This is a genomic window from Singulisphaera photorubra, from assembly GCF_045290345.1.
Taxonomy (GTDB): Bacteria; Planctomycetota; Planctomycetia; order Isosphaerales; family Isosphaeraceae; genus Singulisphaera.
The window spans coordinates 5,937,276-5,963,791 of sequence record NZ_CP155447.1; the positions used below are offsets into that span (position 1 = coordinate 5,937,276).

A 26,516-nucleotide genomic window follows, 5' to 3' on the forward strand; every position below is an offset into this window, starting at 1 on the left:
TGGGAATTACGGCCGGGCCGGCCGTGCTACTGCAAACCCGGTGCGGAAACGGCAAGAATCATCGGTTTTTTCGCTCGGTCGCGGATCGATGTTGAAAAAACTGATCCCACTCACAGTCGCCCTGGCAACCGTGAGTGGGATCTTGTCGATTTCATCCCTGCTTTCGAAAACGCACAGCCGGCACGTCAGGCGTTCTCCATGGCAAACAGCGTCTCCTTGGTCAGGCCGGAATTATGGGTCTGGGTACAGGGGACGCGACCGCTGTCTTGCAAGCCGACCGTTCGCGCCGCTACAACCTCTTGGTGCCTTTCCTTCGAGAATGGCAGATTGGCTCAGGATCAGTCCACGACGCACGAACCCAAGGAGAATGCAGTCGAATGAGATCTCAAGTGTGGGGAACGTTCCTCCTGGTGACGGCCTGGATGTTCGGGGCTGTTGCTCCCGTGGCGGCGCAGGAAAAAGGTCTTCTGTACGCTCACCGAGGGGGAGCCTTCGAGTTCGAAGAAAACACGATGGAGGGCTTTCGGGCCTGTTATGACAAAGGGTTACGTGGGTTCGAGACCGATGTCCGCATGACCAAAGATGGCGAACTGGTCATTCTGCACGATGACAGCCTCGACCGGACTCACAACGCGACAGGAGCCGTGGAACACAAAACCGCGGCCGAGTTGCGGAAATCAAGACGAAGAAGAAAGGTCAACGCTTTCTCTTTCTGGACGAGCTTCTGACCTATTTCGCCGACAAGCCCGGGATTTACATCGAGTTGGAAATGAAAACCGGCAATAAAGCGCTCTACCCGGACGCACGGCTGGAGGAATATTGCCGGAAACTGCATGCCACCGTTCAGGCCCGACAGCCGAAAGGCTCGTTTTATGTATTCACCTCGTTTGACGAACGACCTCTCAAAATCGTCAAAGGCCTGGATTCCAATGCGGATCTGTTGCTGATCACAGGCGGGCCATGCACTCCGGAATTCATCAAGCAGGCCAAGAGCTTGGGTGCGACTCGGATCGGCTGCAAAATGGAGGGAACATCCCGAGCCGCGGTGCGCGAAGCCCAGAAAGCAGGCCTGCGCGTGAACGGCTGGCCGGGGCATAACCTGCAAGATTACCATCTCGCCGTTGGCCTTGGTGTCGACGCCATTTGCAGCGACATTCCCATTGCCATTCAAACTTGGAAAGCCAAGAGCGAGTAATTCGAGCGTCGCGACGACCTCGTTTCGTGAAGCGTGGCAATCAAAAGGGACCTCGGACCAATGGGCTGGGGTCCCTCTCCCTTTCCATCGCCATCGCGTGGAGCCGAGCCAGTTCGGCACAGCACCACCGAGGCCGAGGTCAATGCCTTGAACTTGCCGGGGCTCATCCTCAGCCGGAATTGCTGATCCCCACGGCCCCTACCCCATGCCGCCGACGGCTTCCGGCCGGCACAATGATGCAGCCACGCATTCGACCTATTGATTCAATGCAAAACCACAGCCCACTCGTATCTTCCAACCTCAAAACCATTCACAAACAATCACTAAAAAATACCCATCAACGATAATTACAATGCAGTCGCTTGCGGCCCCGGCCTGTCTCAACGCGTCGCTTCTGGTCAACGACGTTTTGCGGGATTATGGAGGGGCAACCGCCATTTCTCCGGGGGGCTTCAGTCGAGGCGAGAATCCCACCACTTCGCCGGACGGCAAAACGGGCGGGCTTACTCATTCTTCGCTCCCGTTCCGTGCAAAAACGGCAAGATTATGAGAGACTGCTTGATTCTCTCTCATTAGAGAGGATCAACGATCAAAGAGAGGGAGGCATGACGATGACGGATTTCGGAGACCTCGACGGCCGTTTCGAGTTCTACGCGGTCGTCACCCCAGACGGAAAGATCCCGACCGTCCTGGATGACACCACGCTCAATGACCCGGCCGAATGGTACACCAGTCCCATCGGCACACTCGCCCACCTGTCCGACTTTGCGCTCGTCTTCACCGATTGGGACGACGCGAACGCCGACTTCCAGCAGTACCGAGCGAGCCTTCCGGCGGGAACGATTATCCGAGCCTTCACGGTCGCCGTGGCCGAGGTTGTGAACGCCTACGAAGGGATGGAAGCCAAAACAAGTTAACTCAGCTTACCGACAGCCCGACCGAAACCGCACCGCATTCGCTCGATGGCCGAGCGGATGCGGAACGCTTTCCCCGGCCCTCAACGCACCTTTCAGAATCGAACCGACCGCCACATCGAACGACGGCCGGACGCGTGGTCATTCCCTCTCAATCGTCAATCCACCGGTTCAGTGCCGAGCCACGGCCCCGGAGAGGGTCGCGCCGGGCCCAGCCGCCGAGGCGGTCTTCACTGTCGACTCGGTCGGATCGACCTTAACGCCTTCGATCAGATTCTCGGTTGGGTTCAGAATCAGCCGTTCGTTGCCCGAGAGCCCCTGGAGGATCTCGACGTCTTGCCCATAGTCGCGCCCGAGCTGGACTTCCTGGTAGTGCAACGCATCACCTGGGCCCACAATCGCGACGCGGGTGCCGAGGGTGTTGATCACAAGCGTGGTGGCCGGGATGAGCAACGGAAGGCCCCCCGCATCGTCGAATCGGACTTTCACATACATGCCCGCGTAGAGTTCGCCCTTCTCATTGGGGAGGACCACCTCGGTGAGCAACGTTCTTGATCGGGTCTCGATCGCCCCGGAAGTTCGCGTCACTTTGCCGACGAATTTCCGGTTGGCCTGTTCACGCACCAGGACCTCGGCAGGCTGGCCTGCTTTGATGCCAATCGCGTTCGCCTGGGGTACGTTGACATAAACCTTGAGCTTGTCGGTCTGTGCGATCCGGTAAAGCGACTGGGTTGAACCCGAGCGAATGAGTGCGCCATTGTCGATGTTTCGCTCGGTGATGACACCGCGGTAGGGCGCCAGCACCTTCTGGAATTTTTGGAGCTCAGCCAGCCGGTTGGCATTGGCGGCCTTGGCCTCGATGTCGGCCGCGGCGGTCAGGAGGGTGGCCTCCGCCACCTTGAACTCGGCCGTGTATTCGTCGAGAACTTGCCGGGTCTCGGCCCCTCGACTGTTGAGTTGCTGGGAACGCCTGAGGGTGAGCCCAGCCAGTTCGAGGCGCGATTCCGCAAGCTGGCGATTGGCCTGGGCTTGAGCAAGAAGCGCCTGGGCCTGCTTCAACTCCTGGTCGAGCTCGGGGGTGTCGATCTCGGCCAGCAGCGCCCCCGCCTCGACCTTGTCGCCGATATCCACCAGGTAGCGCTTAACGTACCCATCTGTACGAGCAAAAATATTAGTATCTTGAAACGCTCGAATCTCACCGGGAAGAGTCAGGTCGGCGGGCTTATCTCGGTGGAAGGGGACCGAAATCTGGACGCGAGGGCGGCTCGCGATCGACTCGGCCGTCTCAGCATGGAGGGCGGCCCGTTGCTCCAGCCGGGGCAGTCGGCCGACGACAAAGAGGGCGCCTAACACCCCTCCGCAAAGGACTAGCAAACCGACGAAAGCGAAAAAGGACCTCCAGGGCCGGGCGGACCTGGATGGCTCGGAAGGGACACCAACGCCCGGATGCGCCTGGTCGGGTATGAGGTTCACCGTGGTCATGGGTTCAATCCTCGTCAGTCTGAATGATGGGGGGCTTGCGCCGAAGTAAACTGTAAATGACCGGGACGAAGAACAAGGTGGCCAGGGTCGCCACACTCAGGCCCCCGATGACCGCTCGGCCGAGCGGGGCATTCTGCTCACCCCCTTCACCCATGCCCAGGGACATCGGCAGCATGCCGATGATCATCGCCAGTGCAGTCATCAAGACGGGACGGAACCGGGTCCGCCCCGCGGCCAATGCCGCAGTGCGGGCGTCGTCGCCCTGGAGACGCCGGCCGTTGGCGAAAGTCACCATCAAGATGCTGTTGGCCGTCGCGACACCGATACACATAATCGCCCCCATGAGCGAGGGGACGTTGATCGTTGTCTGGGTTGCGTAGAGCATCCAGATGATCCCGGCGACGGCCCCCGGCAACGCCCAGAGGATAATGAATGGGTCGAGCCAGGATTGAAAGTTCACAACCATCAGCAGGTAAACAAGCAAGACCGCGAAGACCAGCCCGAACGCCAGCCCCTTGAACGACGACTTCATGCTCTCCACCTGACCGCGAAGGATCAGGTTCGAGCCTTTGGGTAGCTTCGTCCGGATCCCGGTCGTGGGGTCGACCGGACCCGCGATCTTCTCGATCACCTTCTCGAGGTCGGCCGCAACGCCCCCCAGGTCGCGCCCTTGCACGCTGGCGTACACGTCGAAGACAGGCTGGACGTTGTAATGGTTCACCACGGCCGCCGTCACGCCACGATCGACATCCGCGACGTTGATGAGAAGCTGGGCCGAGGTCGCCGAGGCCCCGGGAGCAATGATCGGAGTGTTGTTCAAGGCTTCAATCGAGTCGATCAAGCGCTGGGGTGTCTGAACGGCGACCGGATAGTTGACTCCGTTCTTGGGGTCGATCCAGTAATTGGGGGCGACCTGCCCGCTCGAGCTGAGGGAGACGAGCAGGCTATTGGCGACATCGCGCTGGGTCAGGCCCACCTGATCGGCCCGCGTCCGGTCAACGTTCACCTGGAGTTTGGGGGCGTCGACAATCTGGTGCAGGTGGACATCCACGGCCCCCGGGATCTTGGCGACCTCCTTCTCGATCGCGCGAGCGACCTTGTAGTTTTCGTCGCGGCGGATCCCGCTGATCTGAATATCGATCGGCGCGGCCAGCCCAAAGTTGAGAATCTGCCCCACGATATCGGCCGGCTGGAAAAAGAAGGTGGCCTCGGGAAAATCGTGGCTGAGAACTTTTCGGAGCTTGGCGAGATACGCAGGAGTCGATCCATGATGTTCATGAAGCGCGATCAGCATTTCTCCGTCCGCCGAGCCCACCGTGGCCGAGTCGCCAAAGGCCAGATTGATCCCGTTGGCGGGGAGGCCGATGTTGCTCAAGATTGTGGCCACTTCATGCGGCGGGATCAGCTTGCGAACCACCTCCTCGACCCGAGTGAACAGCTTCTCGGTCTCTTCCAGTCGGGTCCCGGACGGAGCCCGGATGTGCATCCGGATCTGGCCGGCGTCCACCGTCGGAAAAAAGTCCTGTCCCAACTCGCTGAACAAGAGCGAGGTGCCCCCGACGAATGACGCGAAGCCCAGGCAGACCAAAGCGCGATGGCTCAGTGCCCAGTCCAGCATCCGGGTGTAGAGGCCGCGGACCTTCTCGAACTGATGGTTGAACGCGCGGTGAATCCGCCAGAAGATATCCCCTTTGGCCGGCGGCTTGGGCTGACCGAACGCGTCGAGCTCGGGCGTGTACTCGACGTGGATCCCTTCCTCCTCGAGTTCGTGGGCGTTCTGACGGTAGAGCTCAACCTCCTTGCCAAGCATTCCGTTGATCATCGTCGGAACAAGTGTACGCGACAGGAAGTAAGACGCCATCATGGCGAAGGCGACCGCCATTCCCAACGGAGTGAACAGCGACTGAGCCGCCCCTGACAGGAAGGTCACGGGAATGAACACGATGCAGATCGCCAGGGTCGAGACGAAGGCAGGGACGGCGATCTGCTCGGCCCCATCAAGGATCGCCCGTTTCAACGGCTTCCCCATCGCCAGGTTGCGATGGATGTTCTCGATCTCGACCGTCGCGTCGTCCACGAGGATCCCGACCGCCAGCGCCAGTCCGCCCAAGGTCATCGTGTTGATCGTGTGCCCGAGTGCCGCCAGAATCAGGATCGAGATCATGATCGACAGCGGAATCGAGATCGTGACGATCAAGGTGCTCCGCCAACTCCCCAAGAAAAGGAGGATCATCAGCCCCGTGAGCACGGCCGCGATCGCCGCCTCATGCAAGACCCCCTCGATCGAGTGGCGGACGAAAATCGACTGGTCGAACAGAAAGTCGATCTTGAGCGCATCGGGTAAGCTCGCCTTGATCAAGGGCATCGCGGCCTTGACCCGGGCGACGATATCGAGTGTGGACGCCCCCCCCGCCTTGAGGATGGTGAGCAAGCTACCGCGCTGGCCGTCCTTGACGACGATATTCGACTGAACGGCCGCCCCGTCACGGACCTGGGCGACGTCCCTGATATGGATCGTCGCGCCCCCGACGTGGCGGATCGGCAGGTCGTTGAGAGCCTCGAGCACGTCAGGACTGCTGTTGAGCTGGACCTGGTAATCACGAGGTCCGATCTTGGCGTTGCCGGCGGGCAAGATCAGGTTCTGCGCGTTGATCGCGAGCGAGATGTCAGACGGGGAGAGGTTGTTCGCATAGAGCGCCTCCGGGTCGAGGTCGACCATGACCTGGCGGGGCTTGCCCCCCAACGGCAACGGGATCTGCGCCCCTTGGACCGTCGCCAGCCTCGTCCGGATGAAGTTCTGGCCCATGTCGTAGAGCTGCTGCTCCGAGAGGCCGTCTCCGCCGACGCCCACCTGGAGGATGGGGACGTTCGATGCGCTGAAGCGGATGATGAAGGGGGGCGTGATCCCCGGCGGGAGGACGCGAAGAACCGCGTTACTGATCGCGTTGACCTGGGCGACCGCCGCCTCGATCTTCGCCCCGGGCTGGAAGAAGACCTTGATCACGCTCACGCCGGCCAGGCTCTGCGACTCGATGTGCTCGATGTCGTTGACCGTGGTCGTCATCGCCCGCTCGTGAATCGTGACGATCCGCTTCTCCATATCGTCGGGCGACATGCCGGGGTAGGTCCAGACCACGGCAACGACCGGGATGTTGATCTCCGGGAAGATGTCAATCGGCATGCGCAGGAGCGTCACACCGCTGAGCACGGCGATCAAGAGCGACATCACCACAAACGTATACGGTCGTCGCAAGGCGAGACGTACGATCCACATGGGGAGCGAAACCTTCCTGAGGAAGCGGCAAACGCGCTCTGACACACCGCGCTGTTGGGCCGCTCAGGCCGAGGGTGGGCGTTGAGACTGAGGATCAGGGTCAGGACCAGGGACGTTGCCCGAGGCCCCGTGTCAGGGCCGTGTGTCCGAGGGAGGGCTGTTCTTCAGAACAGTCTCGAACATCACGAAGAGGAAGTCGTCAAGAGGCTCATAGCTCTTGGCGACCTTCATGCGGAGGATGGCCCCTTCCCAACTGTTCAGGCAGAACCCGGCCAGTTGGTCCGCGTCGAGGTCGGCACGCAAGTCGCCAACCCGCTGGGCCTCGCAGAAACATCGAGCAATCTTGGCCCGGTATTCAGACAGTACCGCTTCAAGCCGAGTCCGGAAAACCTCACTTTGATCGGCCAGCTCCTGACCCAGGTTGCCGAAGAGACAGCCTCTCCGATACCCCAGTGACTGATGCCGAAGGGCCGACAACTCGAAGAACCGACGTAACCGGGCCAGCGGTCTGGCATCAAGGTTATTCAGTTGCTCGTCAAGAGCCGCCATCCGCATCGCGGCGTATTCGGCCACCACTTGAAGCCCGAAGTCTTCCTTGCTCTTGAAGAAGTGATAGAACGAACCTTGTGAACCTTCGCTTCCCTGAGAATCTCCTCCAGACCACAGTTGTTGTACCCCTTCTCCAAGATCAACTGCGTTCCCGCATTGATCAAGGCCGTCCGGGTCGCGACAGGCGGTCGGTTGGTTCGCATGGCGCTCATGTCGCCAATACTAGACTGGTCGGTCAACTAGTCAAGAGGGGGTGGCGTTCTCAAACTCGAAAAAAGTCTGGTTTTCCCGTCAAAACAGTCATAAAACGTCGACATGATCGCCGAGCAAAAAGAACATACAAGGGGGTAAGCCGAGTAAGAAGCGACGATGAAGCCTTCGAGATTTAAGCCCAAGCCGTTCCGTATCAAAGGCGTGGAACGCCCCAGCACAAATGCAACCATCGACCCGTTCCATGCAAGGATGAGGGGCATCTTGAATGCGAGGACGGAAGCTGACAATTGGGCTCAGCTCCGACCTGCGCTCGACAGACAGGACCTCCGCGACGGCAGCCGCAGCCTCGTAGCGGCTCAACGTCGGCAAGGGATTGGCACCAGGCCCCCAGCAAGGCCAATCAAGTCGGATCGGGGGCCGGTCGCGCCTGCCTCGTTACGGACCGGCGGTCTGCCGCGGGTTCACCTCCGAGGCCACCATCGAGTTGCTGAAGAGGAGGCCGGCAACGAGGGCGATGGTCATCATGAACATCTGAAAGCCCTGCTCGAGGCCCGTGACCGTCGCCCCCGAGAGGAGCGAGTCGAGGCTGCGGAGTCCGAACGAGCCTGGGACGAGCAGAGCCAGGCCCGGCACGATGAGCAACTGCGGGGTGGGTTCGTACCATCGTGCGTAGAGGTTGGCCACCATGCCCAGCACCAGGGCGCCCATAAATGGCCCGAGGAGCGGATTGCCCAGACGCGTCCCAGCGCGAGAAGCCCCGAAGGCGACGGCCGAGCCGAGGAGGATCCAGGGCATGTCCGCGAGCCTCGCCTGGAAGCGAAACGTCGAGCCCAGCGCCACGACCGGCAGGGCCAGGAGCTTCGCCCACCAGGGCAGCGGAATCGCCCCCCCGGGCTGGACCTCTTCCGCGATCAGCCCGACGAGTTCGACCCCCATGAGCACCCCGAAAATCAAGGCGAGAAATACAATCCCGACCCCCGCCATCCGAGATGCGCCCGAGGCGAGATGGCCGTTGGCGAGTTCCTCAATCGAATCGACCAGACTGAGCCCGGGAAGCAAGATCACCAGGCCCGAGGCCAGCGGAATCCAATGCACGTAGTGCCCGATGTAGGCGTCGGACAGAGCGGCGATGAACCCCGCGACCGCCGCGGCAGTCAGTTCGAAACGCCGGCTCAACGACCGCGAATTGCCGAACGCGAGGGCGACCAGGCCCACGGCGAGTCCCAGCACCGTCGCCACCGAGAGCTCGCGCAGCCCCCCTCCGAAGAAGACCGAGAAGGCCGACGCACTGAGCAGAAAACCCAGCACCGAGGCTACCGGTCCCCAACGCCTGGAGTCGTTCATCAACTCCTTGATCCGCTCAATCGCCTCGCGCGGAGCGAACCGCCCGCAGGCCAGCGTCTCCGACTCGATTGACAGCCTCCGCAAGCACTCCAGATTCGTCGGTCGCGGCGGCAGGCGAAGCAGCCGGGTTGTCGTCGCGCCTTCGCCGGGCCGCTCGAAGCTGATCAACAGCCCGGTCGGCAGGCTGAAGGCCTGGAGCTCAAGTTCCAGCCGGTCCGCCACCCGGCCCAGCGTCGATTCGAGGCGATGCGCTGGCTGTCCGACCTGGTGTAAGGCTCGACCCAGAGCGAGGATCAGTTCCTCGTCCGCCGCCTGGGACGACGCGGCGGCAGCATCCTGATTCGGGGTTGCCGAGGGCGAAGTGACACTCATGGATCTCGCTCTCTGCTCATCAACATGTAAGGTTATCGCGGACAATCATCCGACGGGGCGCCCGCCTTCACCCGAGAAGCCCAGTCGTAAGTACCATAGCACGCGATCAGGCACCGCAACTCTCAGCGCAGTCCGCGGGAGAATTGCCGATTCGCGTCCGGGCACGTCCGCCTCACTCCCCCCACTTGCGAACGGAGGGTTGTGTCCGCCATCGGACCTTCGTGTTCATCCGCCCGCCTTTGGATCGCGAGTGAGAACACGCCCGTGGGATCATCCTGCGAGAGTGATGATCCCACGGGGTTGGGAAGTCGTTCAGAGCGAGGTCAAGTCGCAATCGTTTTTCCAGAGGGCCGGGATCTCTGAATCGATGACTTCCTCCCCACCCTCTGAACAGTAAACGATCAAGCCAGCCTTCACAGGTGAACGGACAGGAATCAGGCCAACCGGCAAGTCGGCCCGGCTGGCCTCGGCCGCCTGAACATCATCGTCTTGTCACTTACTGAACCGATAGATTCCCTGGCCGGTCACGGTGGTGGTCAGGAAGTAGACCTCCCCCTGCTCGTCCTGGCCGAACGACAGGACGGGCAGGTCGCGAGACGGGATGGGGCGGTTCTCGACGACGCGGCGCTGGGCTTCGTCATAGCGCAGGGCCCAAAGACGTCCCGTCACGTAGTCGGCGTACAGGTAGGCTCCATCGAGTTCCGGCAGACGAGAGCCACGGTAGACGGTGCCACCGGTGATCGACTTGCCCGTGTCGTGATGGTAGTACTCCCAGATCGGGTCGATCAACTCGGGCCGGGGGCCGACGCCGTTGACTCCGAACGGATGGAGCGACTCACGGAGGCTCCAACCATAGTTGCCTCCCTTGGTGATGATGTCGATTTCTTCCCAGAGGTTCTGACCGACTTCACCCGCCCAGAGCCAGCCGGTCTTCGGGTCGAAGGCCATACGCCAGATGTTGCGAATGCCATACGCCCAGATCTCGGGCCGGGTGTCGGCACGGCCGACGAACGGATTGTCCTTGGGGATCGCGTAGTTCTTGCCGCCTTCCTTGTGGTCGACATCAATGCGGAGCACCTTGCCGAGCAGCGCCCCGAGATTCTGGCCGTTCTTGTGGGGGTCGTTGCCGGCGCCTCCGTCTCCGTGGGTGACGTAGAGGAAGCCGTCAGGCCCGAAGACGATGGTTCCCCCGTCGTGGTTCCAATACGGTTTCTCAAAACGAATGATTTCCAGCTCGGAGGCCGGGTCAGCCTGAGTGGGGTCATCCTTGCGGACCTGGAACCGCGAGACGATGTTCGTCAACTTCTCGGCCTTCGGCGTGTAGAAAACGTAAAAATATCCGTTTTCCTTGAACCGAGGGTGGAAGGCGAGTCCCAGGAAGCCTTCTTCGTTAGTTTCGTCCTTGTAGGAGACCCGGTCCTGAATATCGAGGAAGACGGTTGTCTGGGTCGCCTTCTGATCGTTGGGGAAACTGTGGATTACACCGTGCTGGGTCGCGACGAAGACACGGTTCGAGCCATCGGCGGCATACGTCAGCACGATGGGCCGCAAGGTGTGGGCCAGGCCGTCCTCGGTCTCTCCCTTCCAACCGGTCCATTGCAAGTCAGGAAAGGCCACGACGGTTTTCAACGGAAGCGGTTCTTCGTTGACCTCAGCACCAGGGACGGTGATCGGTACCGCGACGACCGTGCCCCCACCCATGTCGGGAACCAGGAGCTGCTTGGTGGCGGACTCGACCGTGAGGTCGGCCGCATTCTTGAGTCCCTGGGCCAGAAGCACGGGCTTGGCGCCCGGCCGTGCGATGACGAACACGCGACCGCCCTTCCAGTCGCTCACGAAGAGGCGACCGAACTGGTCCCAGGCGAGCCCGTCAGCAGCCCCCAAGCCGTCGGCGAGCCTCTCGACCGAGTGATCGGCCAGCTTGATCCGAGAGAGTACACCCGTGCCGAAATCGGCGAGGAGAAGATGCGACGCCCCATCAAGCAGTAAGCCATTCGGCGTATGGAGCTCCGGAAACTGCTTCTTGTCCAGAACCTGGCTCACGGCCCCCTTCGGTGAGATCCGGTAGACCGCTCCGCCCCCCCCTTTGCGGTCGCCCGAGTCGCTGACATAGAGAGTGCCGCTCTCCACGTCGACGGCCAGGTCGTTGAGAAAGAGCGGGGGCGTGGGAAACGCCGAAGCGGGGGCGAAGACCGTCGCTTTGCCCTTTCCATCGATCCGCCAGACCCGAGTCTTGTCAGCCAAAAAGAGCGATTCTTGATGGGCAACCAGCCCCTTCGGGTCATCGAAACCCGAGGCGAACGGTACAGCCTTGCCCTGCTCGATCTTCAAAACGGCGCCGTCACCGTCGCGGCCGGGCTCGCCGATGACCGAGACGAAGACCTGCCCTTTACTGTTCAACGCCACCGACTCCGGGTTCGTCAGGCCCGTCACCACGGTCTTCGGCGGCGTCTGAGCCCCCGCCTGAGAAACCGCGCCGCCCACCACCCAAGCCAGACCTAACAGCAACTGCCTCATTGCGAGCACTCCTGTGACTCGGGGGCACCTCACCGTGGTGCCGCACCGCGTACGAATCGAGCCGGACTCGGGAGCGATGGCGGTTCGCATCGGTTGCGACCCGATCGCCGCGGGATGGTCACCACACCCGCCGCTACGATCGTGCCTAAAACCGCCGCCATCGCGCCGGGATGGCCCGTTATACCAACAGCCTGCGAATCGCCACAAGCATGGCGCACCATGACACGATCATAGCGTAAACGCAGCCGTTCGAAAACGATCTCCACTATCGGGAACTCCTCCGATCCTGGCCACCCCCAAACACGGCACGAGCCGCAAGAATGGGGGAGAACGGCCTGATTCCCTGCGGATACCGGCCGGTCAGAGCGACCAAAGAAATCGAACGGAGTGGATTCCACGTCATAGGGGGTAGGAAGAAATGGCCGCGTCCCACCATGGGGCACAGCCCGCTCGGCAAGGATTTGTCCTGGGTGATGGCGAAGCCAACGTCTTTTCCCCTACCATCATCAATCGTAGTCGAGAACAGCGGACCGGCACCTTGGGCGAACACGACAGGCGTCACCGCCTTACTCACCAGAGAGGCGGTGGCGAGATGGAAGTGGCGGCATGGGGCGAGAGGATTCGATAATCACATCATCAAGCCAATTAATTCATATTTCCTAAATTCCTAAAACACACACACTGTTGATTGCAGTTATTTTAGGACTCAAGCATACGGTTCCCTCACCGAAATTTTATCAACGACCCGATCCAGGGCTAGGAAGCCTTTCGCGACTCGTTCCCACGGTCCCCCGTGGGAACGAAGGGGATTCCTCGCTCGATGGCGGGTCGCTGAATTTTATAGACTGGGCGGTTTTCGCCCCATTTGCTTTTCACGGATCGCCTTGATCCGTTTTTCAACCGACCTCGCCTCCGAGCTTCGCTTGATTCTTCGAAGCAAACTCGCGTGGAATTCCAAAGGGGTAATGAGATCAGGATGATCGGAGGCTAACGTATTCTCCCAGATCGATATCACCCGCTGCTGGAGTCGCTCAGCCTCGGAGAAGTTGCCCCGCGCCTGGAAATGCGACGCCAGATTGGTGAGACTGCTTGCGACTTCAGGATGATCGGCACCCAGCACTTTTTCGCGGATCGCCAGGGCTTGCTGGAATAGCGGTTCGGCCTCCTCGAACCGCCCTTGATCGAGATAGAGGATCGCCAAATTGGAGCGGCACCCAGCCACCTCCTCGCTCTCAGCTCCCAGCGTCTTCTCCCAAAGGCTCAACGCCCGCTGGTAGAGTGGTTCTGCTTCACCAGGCTTGCTCAAGTCGTCATTGACAAGCGCGAAGTGATGAAGGGCCTCGGCCACGTCCTTGCTTTCCGGCCCCTTGAACCTGGCCCAAGCGTCCAAATGTCGTTGGTGCGCGTCGAGGAAAACCCGGTTCGCCTTCTCCAACTGTACAACCCGATCTTTGAGCCGTTCCATTTGCTCCTGATGGCCCATGAAAAGGAAAAGGATGCCCACGACCAAGAACCAGGTCAGCGGTTTCCCAGCCTCCGAGGTAAAAGCGTAACCCACCAGCCCAAGGGTCCCGAAAACCATGAGCAATCGAGCGGCAATCCATTTGGATTTGAGATCTCTTGGCGTGAGCTTGTGCCTATCCACTTCCGTACCCTCAAATCCGTCGTTTCCGATTTATTAACATTTTTACGCTTATCTGCTTTCCCCCCAAAGGATCATACCTCTCGTTTTCGGGTTGAATCCCTCGGGGAAGCGTGTTCGTGAGTCATACAAGGCCCCTTCCAAGAGGGCTGTTTTCAGGTTCGTCCCGCTGAAGTTGGCTCCTTGAACGCTGGTCGAGCCATTGAGGTTGTCTCTGCCGAAGTTGGCCTGCTCAAGGCTTGCTCCCGTAAAGTCGGCTTCCTGCAAGTCCGCCCCTCGAAAATCCGCTCCGGTCAGATCGGCGCCGCGAAACGACGCCTGGAACCCGAGAGCCCAGTAGAGGTCAGCGCCTCGCATGTTTGCATTATCGCATTTTGCGGACATCAAGAATGCTCCGGACATCAAAGCATCCATGAGGCATGCGTTCGATAAATCCGCCTCATCAAAGTTGGCACCTATAAGTATTGCGCCCGTCAGGGTCGCGCCGACGAGTGATTCATGAGCGAAATGGGCATCGGACAGCTTCAGGCCCGAGAGCTCGGCCCCTTCCAGATTCCCTTCGCGTTCGAGGAGCACCCTACCTCCTGAGGTCGTAATCTTCATTGAATCACCTCGGCACTTCTCCTGTTTCTCGTCGGCCGACGGCATGACCTTCCGATTATCCTTGGAGAGTCGACTTCAGCCTGCCACCACCTTGAGAAAAAGAGGCACGCTGAATCCTACCCGACAAGTGGGAAAGGGCCGCTTGCCTCGAAGCGAGGCCGTTCGAATCGTGAGCGATCGCGCATTCGTTCGAGACGAACCGGCAATTATGACTCAACCGCCACTTTACTTGATTGTTCGCCATAGCGTCTGCTAAAGTGAGTCGCTCAAACACGTCGACCAGTCACCCCGGTCTCAAGAGAGGCCGAACCTTCTCGAAGAGCCAACGACATGCCAGTCCTCGCCGTCTGTGACGGATGCCATGCCGAGTACGACCTCAAGGACGAGTATGCCGGCAAGAAGGTGAAGTGCAAGGACTGCGGATCGGTGATTGTCGTCCCCATGGTCTCGACTGCGACGGCTTGGCAGCCTCCAAACGACGGAGGCGGGGGGCCGTTCGATCATGACCGGTTCTTGATCAACCAAAAAAAGGTTTCGATCTCGGAGCGATACTACGTCTTCGACGCGCACCAGAACCCGATCCTCTTCGTCGAGCGGCCGGCCCACTTCTGGAGGAGCCTCGGTGCCGTCATGGCCGGCTTGCTCGTCGCCGCGATCGGCGTCACGGTCTCTGCCATACCCGCGGTGGCGCTCGACGACCCGCAAACCAGGTGGATTGGCGGAGCCGCGTTCCTCATCGGCTTTTCCTTCACGCTGGTGGCGACAGTCGCCCTGATCATCAGACTGACTCCCAAACGACACATCTCCATTTACGTGGACGACAGTAAGAACCACCTCCTGGTCGAGATTTTGCAGGACCAGAAGGTCAACTTCATCCGGGCCACTTACACGGTCCGTGCCCCGGACGAGGGGACGCTCGGCCAGTTCCGCAAGAACTACTTCTATAACTTCTTCCGCAAGCGGTGGGATGCCTTCCGTCCCGACGGCACTCCGCTGGTCGTGGCGCGGGAGGACTCGCTGATCCTGTCCCTCCTGAGACGCTTCCTCGGCCCCATGCTCGGCTTGCTCCGAACCAACTTCGTGTTCTATCGCCCCAACACGGAAATTGTGATTGGTGAGTTCAACCGCAAGGCCACCCTTTTCGACCGCTACGTGCTCGACATGAGTACCGACCGGGCGCACGAGTTGGACCGGCGGATGGCGGTCGCGCTGGGGATCTTGCTCGACACGGGTGAGCGACGGTGAGGGGCGGTCGAAGAAAGGGAGTGACATGACAGAACCCGATCCGTTCGCCGCCCCCCCTGGGTTCGACGACGACGACGACATCCCGACCATCGACCACGCGATGATGCACAGCGACGTCGATTTCGAGGCGGGGATGTCGTCGCTCCCCCTCGTGAGTCTGGCGCTGATGATCGCGTGCGCCCTGGTCTTCGCCTTTCAGGTTGTCGGCGGCGCGAGGATCGATGTCGATCGCCTCAGCGCGATCGGTGCGCTGGTGCCCGACCGTGTTCGCGACGGCGAGGTCTGGCGACTCGTCTCCGCCACGTTCTTGCACGGCAACTTCGACCACTTGCTCGGCAACATGTTGATGCTCTTCATCCTGGGCATGGCGTGCGAGCACGCATTCGGGCGGCCGCAGTTCATCCTCCTCTACGTGGCCTCGGGGATCTTCGGGTCGCTCTGCAGCCTGATGGGGGGTCGCGTCTCGGTGGGTGCCTCCGGCGCGATCTTTGGGCTGGCCGGGGCCCTGATCGTCCTGTTCTGGCGACACCGCGGCCGGCTCCACTTGCGCGACCGCCGGATTGGAGTCGTTCTGGCGGGCTGGGCCGGATACCAATTCCTCCTCGGCCTGATCAACCCCAACGTCGACAACCTCGCTCACCTCGGCGGCCTACTCGGCGGCGCGGCCCTGGGCCTGATCCTTCGCCCGGCCGTTCTGGATGGTCGAGACGAGGTTTCCACCCACCCCGTCAGCCTGGCCGGGATGGTGCTGAGCTGTGGCGGCCTCGGCGCCACCGCCCTTTTCTTCCTGCCCCGCCTCCTGCGGTAACTCGGCCGAACTCCATCCTCATCGCGTTTGGAGACTCCCTCGCGGAGTCGGTCCGGTTGATTTCCCCGCTCGATCAAGATCCAATGCATCCTCAACGTCGCCTCCCCGCGGGAAGGCGAAAGCAAGACCACGCGCCATCAAGATTGCATTATTTCTTCTTTGATATAAAAAAAGAGGAGGGTCTGTGGAGGTCTGGGATCTACACTGCCATCTCTCCGGGGTTCCCGGCCGGACACCCGATGAGCGCATGGTTCAGCTCATCAAGTACGCCGACCGGATGGGGATCGCCCGAATTTGTGTCTACATGGGGATGAACTGGTCGTTCGACCCCTCTCCCGAGGAATTCCGCAAACAGAACGATGAAGTCCTCCAGGCGTTGAGTCACTGGCACGACCGAGCGTTTGGGTTTGTGTATCTCAACCCAAAGCACGTCAAGGAGAGCCTCGCCGAGCTCGACCGTTGCGTGCGCGACGGTCCCATGGTCGGCGTCAAACTCTGGGTGGCGGAGCACGCGAATGCCCCAGCGCTGGACCCGATCGTCGAGCGGGCGACTGAGCTCAACGCGGTCATCTTTCAGCATACCTGGATCAAAGTCACGGGGAACCTGCCGGGCGAGTCGACCCCGATGGACCTCGCGGCCCTGGCGGCCCGACATCCAAAGGCAACGCTGATCTGTGGGCATACCGGCGGCGATTGGGAGTTGGGGATCCGGGCCGTCAGAGCCGAGCGAAACGTGGCCGTCGACCTGGCCGGAGGAGACCCGGTGGCCGGGATCACCGAGATGGCCGTGCGCGAACTGGGTGCGGAACGCGTGATTTACGGCAGCGACGCCGGTGGGCGGAGCTTCGCGTCGCAACTCGCCAAGGTGCACGGGGCCGACGTCCCCGATGCGGCCAAGAAACTGATCCTCGCAGGCAACCTCAAGAGGCTGCTCGGGCCGATCCTCCAGGCGAAGGGGGTCCGACTTTGACGCCTCGCATCATCGACACCAACGTGAATCTCTCGCGATGGCCCACTCGCCGCGTGCGGGACGACGAGACAACTCGGCTCGTGACGACCTTGAGCGGCCATGGTGTGGTCGAGGCCTGGGCCGGTAGCTTTGATGCCCTGCTCCACAAGGACCTGGCCGGCGTGAATGCGCGGTTGGCGCACGAGTGCCGCGTCCAGTCACGAATCCGCCTGGTTCCGTTCGGTTCAGTCAATCCGGCGCAGCCTGACTGGGAGGAGGATCTCAGGAGGTGCGTGGAGGAGCACGGCATGCCGGGCATTCGCCTCCACCCGAACTACCACGGATATCCACTCGACCACCCGGCGTTCGCCCAGCTCCTCGCCTTGGCGGCGAAGCGCGACCTGGTGGTCACGCTCTGCCTCCAGATGGAGGACGAACGGATGATGCACCCTGCGTTCCGGGTCGCTCCCGTCAACCCGGCTCCGCTCGCGACGGTGGTTGCCAAAACTCCAGGGCTCCGGCTGCTCTTGCTGAACTCACTGAGCGTCATTCGCGGGCAGGCCCTTCAAAAAGTGATTCAGGCCGGTGACGTCTCGGTGGATCTCTCCACCCGGGAAGGCGTCGGGGGCGTGGCGAGCCTGCTCGAAGAGGTCGCCCTCGAGCGCGTCCTCTTCGGGTCCCATGCGCCTTGCCTTTACTTCGAGTCGGCCATTCTGAAGCTCAAGGAATCGGCCTTGGCACCGGCACAACTACGGGCAGTGCAGGAACAGAACGCGCGTCGTTTGATTCCGACGGCCCGCTGAAACCACGGATCCAGTCTTCAAGGTCTGAACAGGATTTCTGCCATGACACCCAAAAATCCTTTCTCTCGACGCCACTTTCTTGCCGCAACCTCGGGTGCCATGGGAGCCGCCAAGCTCTGCGGCCAGGCGGCGAGCGCAATCGAGCCAGTCCCCGCCGCGAAACTCGCCCTTCAAGGGGGGCCGAAGGCCGTGCAAGGGGCCGCGCCTAAACTCGTCCGCTGGGGTGCTCCCGAACGAGAGCGGATGAATGCCCTTATCGATCAAGCGAACATGTTCTACTGGAAAGGTCCGCAAACGACCTTGCTGATCGATCGGTTCCGGCAGACCTGCCCTCTTGAGCACGTGATGACTTGCTCGTCCGGCACCGCGGCCTTGCACATTGCCGTCGCGGCGGCCGGTATCGAGCCGGGGGACGAGGTCATCACCAGCCCGATCTCCGACATTGGCACCGTGATCGGCACCATCTACCAGCAAGCAGTCCCTGTCTTTGCCGACCTGGGGCGGAACACGTATAACCTCGATCCCGAAGACGTGGCGCGACGGATCACTCCCAAGACCAAGGCGATCATCGCCGTTCACCTGGCCGGCAACCCTTGCGACATGCAGGCCCTGAGAACGTTGGCCGACCAGCACAACCTGGTTCTCATCGAAGACTGCGCCCAGGCCTGGGGGGCCAAATTCCGCGGCAAGCCGATCGGCACGGTGGGGCATATCGGCTGCTTCTCGCTGCAAGCCGCCAAGCACGTCACCAGCGGCGAAGGGGGCGTGGTGGCGTCGAGCGACCCCCGGTTCGGACCACTCCTCCAACGGTTCGGTGACAAAGGGATGGACCGGCTCGCCAAGGGGGGTTTGTTCGAGGTCTTCGCCACGAACTACCGGATGAGCGAGCCGCAAGCGGGATTCGCCGCCGCCCAGCTCTCGCGTGTGGAAGGGATCGCGGAGACGCGTTCGCGACTCGGCAACCTTCTCAACGACAAAATCACCGGCGCTCCCGGAATCGAGCCCCACCAGGTCCATCCCGACGACCGTTCCTCGTACTGGTTCCTGATGTTTCGCCTCCGACCCGAGGCCTTCAACTGCGATCGGGCCGAGTTCGTCAAAGCCCTGGCTGCCGAAGGCGTTCCCGCCTCGGCGGGCTATATTCCAGTGCCGCTCTACGGCAACCCGGTCTTTCAGAAGCATGGCTTCTTCGCCGGCCGCTGGCCCGTGAAGGAGCTCGGCCTGACGACGATGGACTACGCCAAGGTCTCCTGCCCCGAAGCGGAAGCGATCCTCAAAACGGGCGTCCGCGTGACGATTCACGAGGGGATGAGCGAGGCCTACGTCCTGAGTCTGGCCGAAGCCGTCCGCAAGGTGGCGACCCATTATGCCGTTTGAAGCGGCGAACGCTTCATAAACAACCGACGTGAAACCCGAAATACATAAAATCCACATGCACATCCAAACACAACTCATATGGCAACTTCAGCCTCCTTGATTGAGGAACCACTCTCGTCTCAAATACGTGTCGACCGAATGCGGTTGTGAACCGTGGAATCTGGTGAGAGGACCCACCTCATGCCGTCGACTCGAACGATCCTCGTTTGCGGAATCGCCGCGCTCGTCGCGACCGCAGCCCAAACCGCTTCCGCCGCCCAAGCTTCCGCCCCCCTCTGGGGACGTTGGGAAGGTTCGTTCGAGGCGCAGGCTTTCGCCGACCCCGGGACTGAGTTGGAACTTGAGCTGACCCCGCCTTCAGGAAAAGCTCGCAAGGGGGTCGGATTCTGGGACGGAGGAACGACCTGGCGGGCTCGGGTCATGCCCGACGAACCAGGAACGTGGCGGTACCGGACCCGGTCGCGGCCGGTCGTCGCCGGTCTCGACGCCCAGGAGGGATCATTCGTTTGTCGCCCGGGAGAGCCGGCCACAAGCGTGATGCGGCATGGGGCGATTCGGGTCGCATCTGGCCAGTATCACCTCGAGCATGCGGACTCGCGTCCGTTTTTCTGGCTGGGCGACACCGTCTGGAATGGCCCTTTATTGAGCGAGGCCGACGATTGGGCGCATTTCCTGAAGGACCGCGCGGAAAAGCGATTCACCGTGATCCAGTTCAATGCGATCGCCCCCTGGAGAACCGCCCCGACCGATGGCGAAGGGCAAGTCGCCCTCGTGGCCGAGAAAGGCCGCCTCGAAATCAACCCCCGCTACTTCCGTCGCCTGGATCAGCGGATGAATGCAATCAACGATCAAGGGCTCGTGGCCGCGCCCGTGCTACTCTGGGCGAATCAGCGTGAGGACCTCGGCAACACCCTGTCCGAGGAGGACGCCATCCGGTTGATTCGGTATCAGGTCGCTCGGTATGGGGCTCACCATGTCGCCTGGATCCTGGCCGGCGACAATTCGTACAAAGGGAAGAGTAGCGAGCGCTGGAAGCGGATCGGCCGCGCGGTGTTTGGCGAATCCCCGCACGCGCCGGTGACAACCCATCCCACGGGCATGAACTGGCCGTGGGAAAGCTGGCGGGAAGAACGCTGGCTTGATTTTCTCGGCGACCAGAGCGGTCATGGCGACGATGCCGGCACGCTCCGCTGGATCCATTCCGGGCCCCCTCATGAGCACTGGCGAACCGAACCGCATCGCCCCGTGATCAACCTCGAACCTCCTTATGAAGATCACCGCGCCTACCAGTCCCGCCAGCCTCATTCGGCCTACAACGTGCGGCGGGCGGTCTACTGGAGCCTGCTCAGCACGCCGACGGCCGGCGTAACCTACGGCGCTCACGGCATCTGGAGCTGGCAGACCGAGACCGGCAAGGAACCTCGAGGGCACGCCGGCACAGGGATCGCCCGGCCCTGGCGCGAGGCAATGGCTCTCCCCGGTAGCGAGCAAATGAAGCATGTGGCCGAACTCTTCACCGCGCTCCCCTGGACCCGGCTCCGTCCGGATCAAGAACTGCTGACCAGGCAGCCGGGCGGCGACGACCCGGCCCACTTCGTGGGCTCGGCTCGCACCGAGGAAGGGGACCTGGCCATTCTCTATCTGCCGGTCGGCGGCGAAGTCTCGCTCCAATCCCAGCGACTCGCGAACACCATTTCGGCCCAATGGATCGACCCGCGCACCGGAAAACGCGTCCCGGCCCGATCCGAAAGCGATTTTCGCTACCGGGCACCCGATAATCAGGATTGGATCCTCCTCCTTCAGAAGAGCACGAAGCCATGAATCGCGTGCCCCCCTGCCCTCGCCCCGGTCCCGATGAGCCCACCACCATGACGAACGAAACCACGAGTGATCCGGCTCGGGCTTCGGAAGCAGTCGGGAAACGGCCCGACGACACGTCTGAAGGATCAACGCGACGGGCCACCCTGAAGAGCCTCGTGGCGCTCGGGATCGGCACGGCCACGTTCCGCCGCGCCCTGGCCGCGCAGGCCGAACAAGCGGGCAAGGTCTCTCCGGAGATGATCAAACAGGCCGAGTGGATCGCCGGTCTGGAACTGACCGACGAAGAGCGAGAGGCCACGGCCCGATCGGTCCAGAGAAGCCTCGCCTCGTTCAAAACACTCCGCGAGGTTCAGGTCGGCTACGATGTCCCGCCGGCCCTCTCGTTTGTGCCGGCCCCGGGACTTCGCGCTTCCGAAGGAGTCCGCCGCAACCAGGCCAGTCCGACCGAAGGGCATTCCCCCAAACGGCCCGACACCGACGAAGTCCTGGCGTTCCTGCCCGTCTCGGAACTCTCCGCCTTGATCCGGACCCGGCGGGTCAGCTCGACCGAGCTGACGAAGCTCTACCTCGACCGGCTCAAGCGGTTCGATCCCCTCTTGAAATGCGTGGTCACACTGACCGAAGAGTTGGCCTTGAAGCAATCGGCCAAGGCCGACGCCGAGCTGGCCGCCGGGATCTACCGCGGCCCTCTGCACGGCATCCCTTGGGGAGCCAAGGACCTGATCGCCTACCCGGGCTATCCGACAAGCTGGGGGGCGACCCCGTTCAAGGATCGCGTGATCGATGAAAAGGCCACCGTGGCGGCGCGGTTGGAGGAGGCAGGAGCGGTGCTCGTCGCCAAGCTCACGCTCGGGGCGCTTGCGCAGGGGGACCGCTGGTTCGGCGGCATGACTCGAAGCCCTTGGGACCCGCGTCGGGGGTCGAGCGGCTCGTCGGCCGGCTCCGCCGCTTCGGTCGCAGCCGGCCTGGTCGGGTTCGCGATCGGCAGCGAGACGCTCGGGAGCATCGTTTCCCCCTGCAAAGCCTGTGGCGCCTCGGGCCTGCGTCCCACGTTCGGACGCGTCAGCCGGCATGGCTGTATGTCCCTCTCCTGGTCGATGGATAAGCTCGGTCCGATCGCCCGCTCGATGGAGGACTGTGCCTTGGTGCTCGACGCCATCCACGGTTTCGACGGCCTCGACCCCTCCGCGGTCGATCATCCGTTCGCCTGGCCCCCCCAGGTTGACCTCCGCGGCCTGAGAGTCGGCTACTTCGAGAAGGCCAGCCGACCCCGCGACGATCTGAAATTTCTCCGTGAGCTAGGAGTCACCCTGGTTCCGATCACGTTGCCCGACGACTATCCCGCCTCGGCCGTCTCGCTGATGCTGCGCACCGAGGCGGCCGCCATGTTCGATGACCTGACCCGCAAACACGTGACGGAAGGCCTGAACACCTGGCCGACCGCGTTTCTCCAGGGGCAATTTACCCCCGCGGTCGAGTATCTTCGCGCGGCCCGGGTCCGCTCGCTCCTGATGCGTTCGATGGCGCGACTCATGGAAACGGTCGACCTCTACGTCGGTGATGGCGAGGACCTCGAGATCACCAACCTGACCGGCCACCCCACCGCCGTTCTACCCGACGCGTTCGAGAGTCGCCAAGGACGCGACTCCCCCGGCTCGATCACGTTCACTGGCCGACTCTACGGGGAATCGACCCTGCTGGCCGTGGCCAATGCCTACCAGCAGGCTGCGGGGCACCATCTCAGACGCCCTCCCTTGGAACGCTTCCTGATCGAAGAGGCCACGTCGAACAAGGCCGAGAACTAGCGCACGGGAATGCTTGTTGCGAACTCGACCGGGCGGTACGATCAACCAGGTCGAACCTGGATCTCCGAGGGAACTTGCCGATGACGGTGTCCAAGCACTCAGGCGATCCGAGCTGTGGTCGAACCCCCCGGCGCGCCTTCCTCGCCGACCTCGGGTTCGGTTTCACGGGCCTGGTCCTCAGCGCCATGCTCAATCGCGACGGCGTCACCCGCGCCGAGGAGATCGGCGGCGGATGGACCCCGCCCACCGGTCTGCCGCATTTCGCCCCCAAGGCCAAGAACGTGATCTGGCTCTTTATGGTGGGGGGGGTCAGCCACGTTGAAGGATTCGATCCGAAACCGAGCCTGACCCGCTACGCCGGCAAGACGATCGCCGAGACGCCACTGAAGAGCGTGCTCGACTCGCCGCACAACACGAAGAACCTCCGCGAGTTCGTCGCCGGCAACCACGCCATTCAGCCCAAGATCTATCCGTTGCAGAACGGGTTCCGCAAGCGAGGCCAGAGCGGCATCGAGGTCAGCGACTGGTGGTCGAACGTCGGCGGCTGTATCGACGACATCGCCGTGGTCCGCTCGATGTGGACGACCGATAACGACCACGGCGCCCAGCTTCAGTTCCATACCGGCCGGCACGCTCTCGAAGGCCCGTTCCCGACCATTGGCTCGTGGATCCACTACGGGCTCGGCTCCTTGAACGACGACCTGCCCAGCTTCGTCGTCCTCGGGAACCCACTGGCCGACTGCTGCGGCGGCATGGCGGGACACGGCAGCAGCTACCTCGGACCGGAGCATGATGGGGTCCGCCTGGAAGCCGACCCCGACGATCCCCTCCCCTTCGCCTCGCCCGGGCCGGATGTGTTCCGCGAAGAGCAGGCGCAAGAGTTTGCCCTGCTCGGCCGGCTCAACCAGATGTCGGCCGTGCGCTACCCCGACGACCCCGCCTTGCGTGCCCGAATCCGGTCGTACGAGCTGGCCGCGCGGATGCAACTGGCGGTTCCCGAGGTCGTCCGCTTCGACAACGAACGCCCCGAAACCCAGGCCCTCTACGGCCTCGATCAGGACGCCACCCGGCCCTTCGGGCAGCAGTGCCTGGCCGCGCGACGGATGGTCGAGCGGGGCGTCCGATTCGTCCAGATCTTCCACGGTTCCAACGGCGGCGCAGGGGCCTGGGACGCGCACAGTAACCTGCGGGCCGGTCACACCCAGCTCTGCGGCCAGGTCGACGCCCCGATCGCCGGCTTGCTCAAAGACCTGAAGCGGCGAGGATTGCTCGACGAGACCCTGGTCGTCTGGGCCAGCGAGTTCGGCCGCACGCCCGGAGCCCAAGGGGCCGACGGCCGCGACCATCATCCCTTCGGATTCTCCGTCTGGCTGGCCGGCGGCGGAATCAAAGGAGGCGTGGTCCACGGCGCCACCGACGAACTCGGCTTCCACGCCACCGAGAATCGCCACTACGTCACCGACATCCACGCCACCGTCATGCACCAGCTCGGTCTCGACCCTCGACGCCTTGAAGTCCCCGGCCAGAAACGGCTCGAGATCGACCTGGGTAAACCGATCCGCGAGATCCTCGCCTGAGCTGAAGCCGACCGCAATTCCCGTTGCCTGGCCGGCCTCATCGTCAACACCGTCCGCCTCCCTCTCGGCCCTCCCATCGCTTTCGGACGCTACCCCTTAGCGTGGGAGGCAGCCGGTTCGCACCGGTTAGGGCTTCGCCATCAGCGAACAGGCCGAATCGAGGTCCCTTTGCATTGCGGACTGGCCATTCGCCTCCGGCAGCTTCTGACCGAGGAGAAATACCCGATGGGAGCATTCAACACCGTCCGGAGCGAACAGCGATGCGCGTCGTGCGGCCAACTCAGCGCATTCCAGATCCAGTATAAGTATGGCGAGTTGTGGCAATATGAGTATCAGATCGGCGATTCAATCGCCTGGTCCACGAAATACAAACGGTCGGACGTGGGAAAGTCAGGGCGTCCGCAAGTCGTCGTGGAAGGGATCGCCGAGCATTGTCCGCTTTGTCGGGCAGAGGGAGGAGAGTTCGAGGTCTGGTTCGCGAACGACCAAATCATCGAAGTGCGTCCCCTCACCGACCCTGAAAAATTCATCGACAACAATTTTATCGTGCCGAATTCCCATTAACCCACAAGCATAACACGATCATTAAAAAAAACTGCGGATCCAGTCCGCGTTCGAGCGGTCCTCGGTCATCGCGTCGCGGTCTTCGGCTGGTCGCGCCGGGCGGCGAGAGGAGCGTACCGCGTTTGGAGTTCGGTCTCGAGTCGCGAGACGGAGTCGGCATCGAAGTGACGGACGGCGGCCAAGGTTGAGAGCGGGGGCAGGAACCGGATGGGAGTCCCTTGGGGAATTCGGGCCACGGCGAAGGCGGCGTCCGAGGGAATCCCGAAGGTGAACTTCTGACCGTCCACACTCATCACCCGATCTTCACGTAGGGATGCCGGCAAGAGTTGCAAGGTCGTCTCAGCCCGGGCATATCCCCCTTTGCCGTCCGCCCCCAGGAGCCAGACAAACGTGGATAATCGGCCCGATTTGGGGTCGACCAGGATCGCGTGGCGGATGACCATCCGGCTGTGCTTCTCATCGTAGAGGACATACGCGTGGGCGTCAAAAATCAGCATGGTCCTGGTTCGCGCAACCTGTCGGAAGTCATTCTCCAGGACTCGTTCCCCTTTGGCGAAGACCTTCTTGCCAAGAAAGCCGAGTTCGTTGCCGAACGTCTGGTCGCTGGTCGCGACGATGGTCTTCCCTTTCCCTTCCAAGGCGCCTCCCACCGCGACCTTATCCAGGAAGTAGCTCGGTGTGTCGTTCCGCTTCGCCGACTCTTCCACGTTTGCGAGAACCGTGAAGAGGAAGGTTCCGCTGTACTGAGCCGCCGACTTGGAGACCGAATCGACATCCCCGACGCCAAGGCGGGGCTTGGCGAGCATCACCAGGTTCGTCCAACCCTTGGGAACCTCCGCGCCTTCGCCGATAATGGTGCCCACAGGGATCTTGGCGAGTGGCTTGGAGCGAATATCGACCGCAGTCAAAGCCGACTTGGAGGCTGACGCCGCGGCAGGCACATGATTCCCTTCCGCGGCACGGATCTTGACCGCGAGGCCCGAAAGCAGCGAAGCCGCGAGCAAAGGGACCAGGATTTTTCCATTCACGGCAGCCCTCCAGGTTCGCAGTGCCATTGGAGAGAGCGCAAGGCGAGAAGGCCCGATCCGCCTGATCTCGGTACGCTCGGCCTCAAGTTGACCCAGCTCGCGGAGGTCTTCTTCGAGGAACGGTCATGGGGCAACTCCGCCCTCTCCAACCCGTCGATCGCCGGCATTGCGAAGATCGTGGGCAAACGGACCATTTACCATTTACCCCTAATTTTGTAAAGAAGAGTTGGAGTTTCGCAAAATTCATGAACCTCCGCTTCGTTCTCGCGACCCGGGACAATTCCCCATTACATGATGGGGGCCTAGTGGTTCCGAAGCAACAACCGTTTAAGCACCTGGCCTTACGCAGACGGCCATGCCTCTGGGAATGCAAAATCCATGCCTGATTCCCCTGTTTCTTAATACGAGCAACAGAACACGTCGCAACAACACAC

At 62.0% G+C, this 26,516-nt stretch carries 18 protein-coding genes and 1 pseudogene; 11 read left to right on the plus strand and 8 right to left on the minus strand.

Annotation, left to right across the window (positions count from 1 at the left end; translation table 11 throughout):
• Positions 1–512 precede the first annotated feature (512 nt).
• Together V5E97_RS22445 and V5E97_RS22450 are read left to right on the plus strand one after the other, a co-directional pair.
• Positions 513–1,195, plus strand: a pseudogene (locus V5E97_RS22445) (glycerophosphodiester phosphodiesterase).
• Positions 1,196–1,806: 611 nt separating this feature from the next.
• Positions 1,807–2,112: a hypothetical protein gene (locus tag V5E97_RS22450; protein ID WP_406693770.1), complete on the plus strand. Its 306-nt coding sequence runs from the start codon at positions 1,807–1,809 to the stop codon at positions 2,110–2,112.
• Positions 2,113–2,280: 168 nt separating this feature from the next.
• Here V5E97_RS22450 and V5E97_RS22455 read toward each other — a convergent pair whose 3' ends face one another.
• From V5E97_RS22455 to V5E97_RS22485, 7 genes are all read right to left on the minus strand, one after another.
• On the minus strand, positions 2,281–3,591 hold the full coding sequence (locus V5E97_RS22455; protein WP_406693771.1) for an efflux RND transporter periplasmic adaptor subunit: 1,311 nt from the start codon (positions 3,589–3,591) through the stop codon (positions 2,281–2,283).
• A 4-nt stretch (positions 3,592–3,595) separates the two neighbouring features.
• Positions 3,596–6,865: an efflux RND transporter permease subunit gene (locus V5E97_RS22460; RefSeq protein WP_406693772.1), complete on the minus strand. Its 3,270-nt coding sequence runs from the start codon at positions 6,863–6,865 to the stop codon at positions 3,596–3,598.
• A 132-nt stretch (positions 6,866–6,997) separates the two neighbouring features.
• Positions 6,998–7,438: a TetR family transcriptional regulator C-terminal domain-containing protein gene (locus V5E97_RS22465; protein WP_406693773.1), complete on the minus strand. Its 441-nt coding sequence runs from the start codon at positions 7,436–7,438 to the stop codon at positions 6,998–7,000.
• A 624-nt stretch (positions 7,439–8,062) separates the two neighbouring features.
• Positions 8,063–9,343, minus strand: a complete 1,281-nt coding sequence (locus V5E97_RS22470) for a threonine/serine exporter family protein (RefSeq protein WP_406693774.1) — start codon at positions 9,341–9,343, stop codon at positions 8,063–8,065.
• Between the two features lie 492 nt (positions 9,344–9,835).
• On the minus strand, positions 9,836–11,860 hold the full coding sequence (locus tag V5E97_RS22475; protein WP_406693775.1) for a PQQ-dependent sugar dehydrogenase: 2,025 nt from the start codon (positions 11,858–11,860) through the stop codon (positions 9,836–9,838).
• Positions 11,861–12,698: 838 nt separating this feature from the next.
• On the minus strand, positions 12,699–13,442 hold the full coding sequence (locus V5E97_RS22480) for a tetratricopeptide repeat protein (RefSeq protein ID WP_406701197.1): 744 nt from the start codon (positions 13,440–13,442) through the stop codon (positions 12,699–12,701).
• 111 nt (positions 13,443–13,553) lie between these two features.
• On the minus strand, positions 13,554–14,105 hold the full coding sequence (locus V5E97_RS22485; protein ID WP_406693776.1) for a pentapeptide repeat-containing protein: 552 nt from the start codon (positions 14,103–14,105) through the stop codon (positions 13,554–13,556).
• 330 nt (positions 14,106–14,435) lie between these two features.
• Here V5E97_RS22485 and V5E97_RS22490 point away from each other — a divergent pair, with 330 nt between their 5' ends.
• The 9 genes from V5E97_RS22490 (at position 14,436) to V5E97_RS22530 (ending at position 25,054) form a co-directional block, all read left to right on the plus strand.
• Positions 14,436–15,350 carry an LURP-one-related/scramblase family protein gene (locus tag V5E97_RS22490; RefSeq protein ID WP_406693777.1) on the plus strand — a complete coding sequence of 305 codons (915 nt, stop codon included), beginning with the start codon at positions 14,436–14,438 and terminating at the stop codon, positions 15,348–15,350.
• A gap of 25 nt (positions 15,351–15,375) precedes the next feature.
• Entirely contained in the window at positions 15,376–16,158 is a 783-nt protein-coding gene (locus V5E97_RS22495) for a rhomboid family intramembrane serine protease (RefSeq protein ID WP_406693778.1), read from the plus strand.
• Between the two features lie 247 nt (positions 16,159–16,405).
• Positions 16,406–17,128, plus strand: a complete 723-nt coding sequence (locus tag V5E97_RS22500) for an amidohydrolase family protein (RefSeq protein ID WP_406693779.1) — start codon at positions 16,406–16,408, stop codon at positions 17,126–17,128.
• Positions 17,125–17,910 (plus strand): amidohydrolase family protein, encoded by a 786-nt coding sequence (locus V5E97_RS22505; protein WP_406693780.1) that lies wholly within the window; start codon positions 17,125–17,127, stop codon positions 17,908–17,910. Before V5E97_RS22500 ends, V5E97_RS22505 begins: the two co-directional genes overlap by 4 nt.
• 42 nt (positions 17,911–17,952) lie before the next feature.
• On the plus strand, positions 17,953–19,287 hold the full coding sequence (locus tag V5E97_RS22510; protein ID WP_406693781.1) for a DegT/DnrJ/EryC1/StrS family aminotransferase: 1,335 nt from the start codon (positions 17,953–17,955) through the stop codon (positions 19,285–19,287).
• Positions 19,288–19,467: 180 nt separating this feature from the next.
• Positions 19,468–21,108, plus strand: a complete 1,641-nt coding sequence (locus V5E97_RS22515) for a glycoside hydrolase family 140 protein (protein ID WP_406693782.1) — start codon at positions 19,468–19,470, stop codon at positions 21,106–21,108.
• Complete coding sequence (locus V5E97_RS22520) at positions 21,105–22,913, plus strand: amidase family protein (protein WP_406693783.1); 1,809 nt, start codon at positions 21,105–21,107, stop codon at positions 22,911–22,913. Before V5E97_RS22515 ends, V5E97_RS22520 begins: the two co-directional genes overlap by 4 nt.
• Positions 22,914–22,993: 80 nt before the next feature.
• Entirely contained in the window at positions 22,994–24,490 is a 1,497-nt protein-coding gene (locus V5E97_RS22525) for a DUF1501 domain-containing protein (protein ID WP_406693784.1), read from the plus strand.
• Positions 24,491–24,715: 225 nt separating this feature from the next.
• On the plus strand, positions 24,716–25,054 hold the full coding sequence (locus V5E97_RS22530) for a hypothetical protein (protein WP_406693785.1): 339 nt from the start codon (positions 24,716–24,718) through the stop codon (positions 25,052–25,054).
• A 65-nt stretch (positions 25,055–25,119) separates the two neighbouring features.
• On the opposite strand, the gene V5E97_RS22535 is transcribed toward V5E97_RS22530, so the two are convergent.
• Positions 25,120–26,082: a hypothetical protein gene (locus V5E97_RS22535; RefSeq protein WP_406693786.1), complete on the minus strand. Its 963-nt coding sequence runs from the start codon at positions 26,080–26,082 to the stop codon at positions 25,120–25,122.
• Between the last annotated feature and the right edge of the window lie 434 nt (positions 26,083–26,516).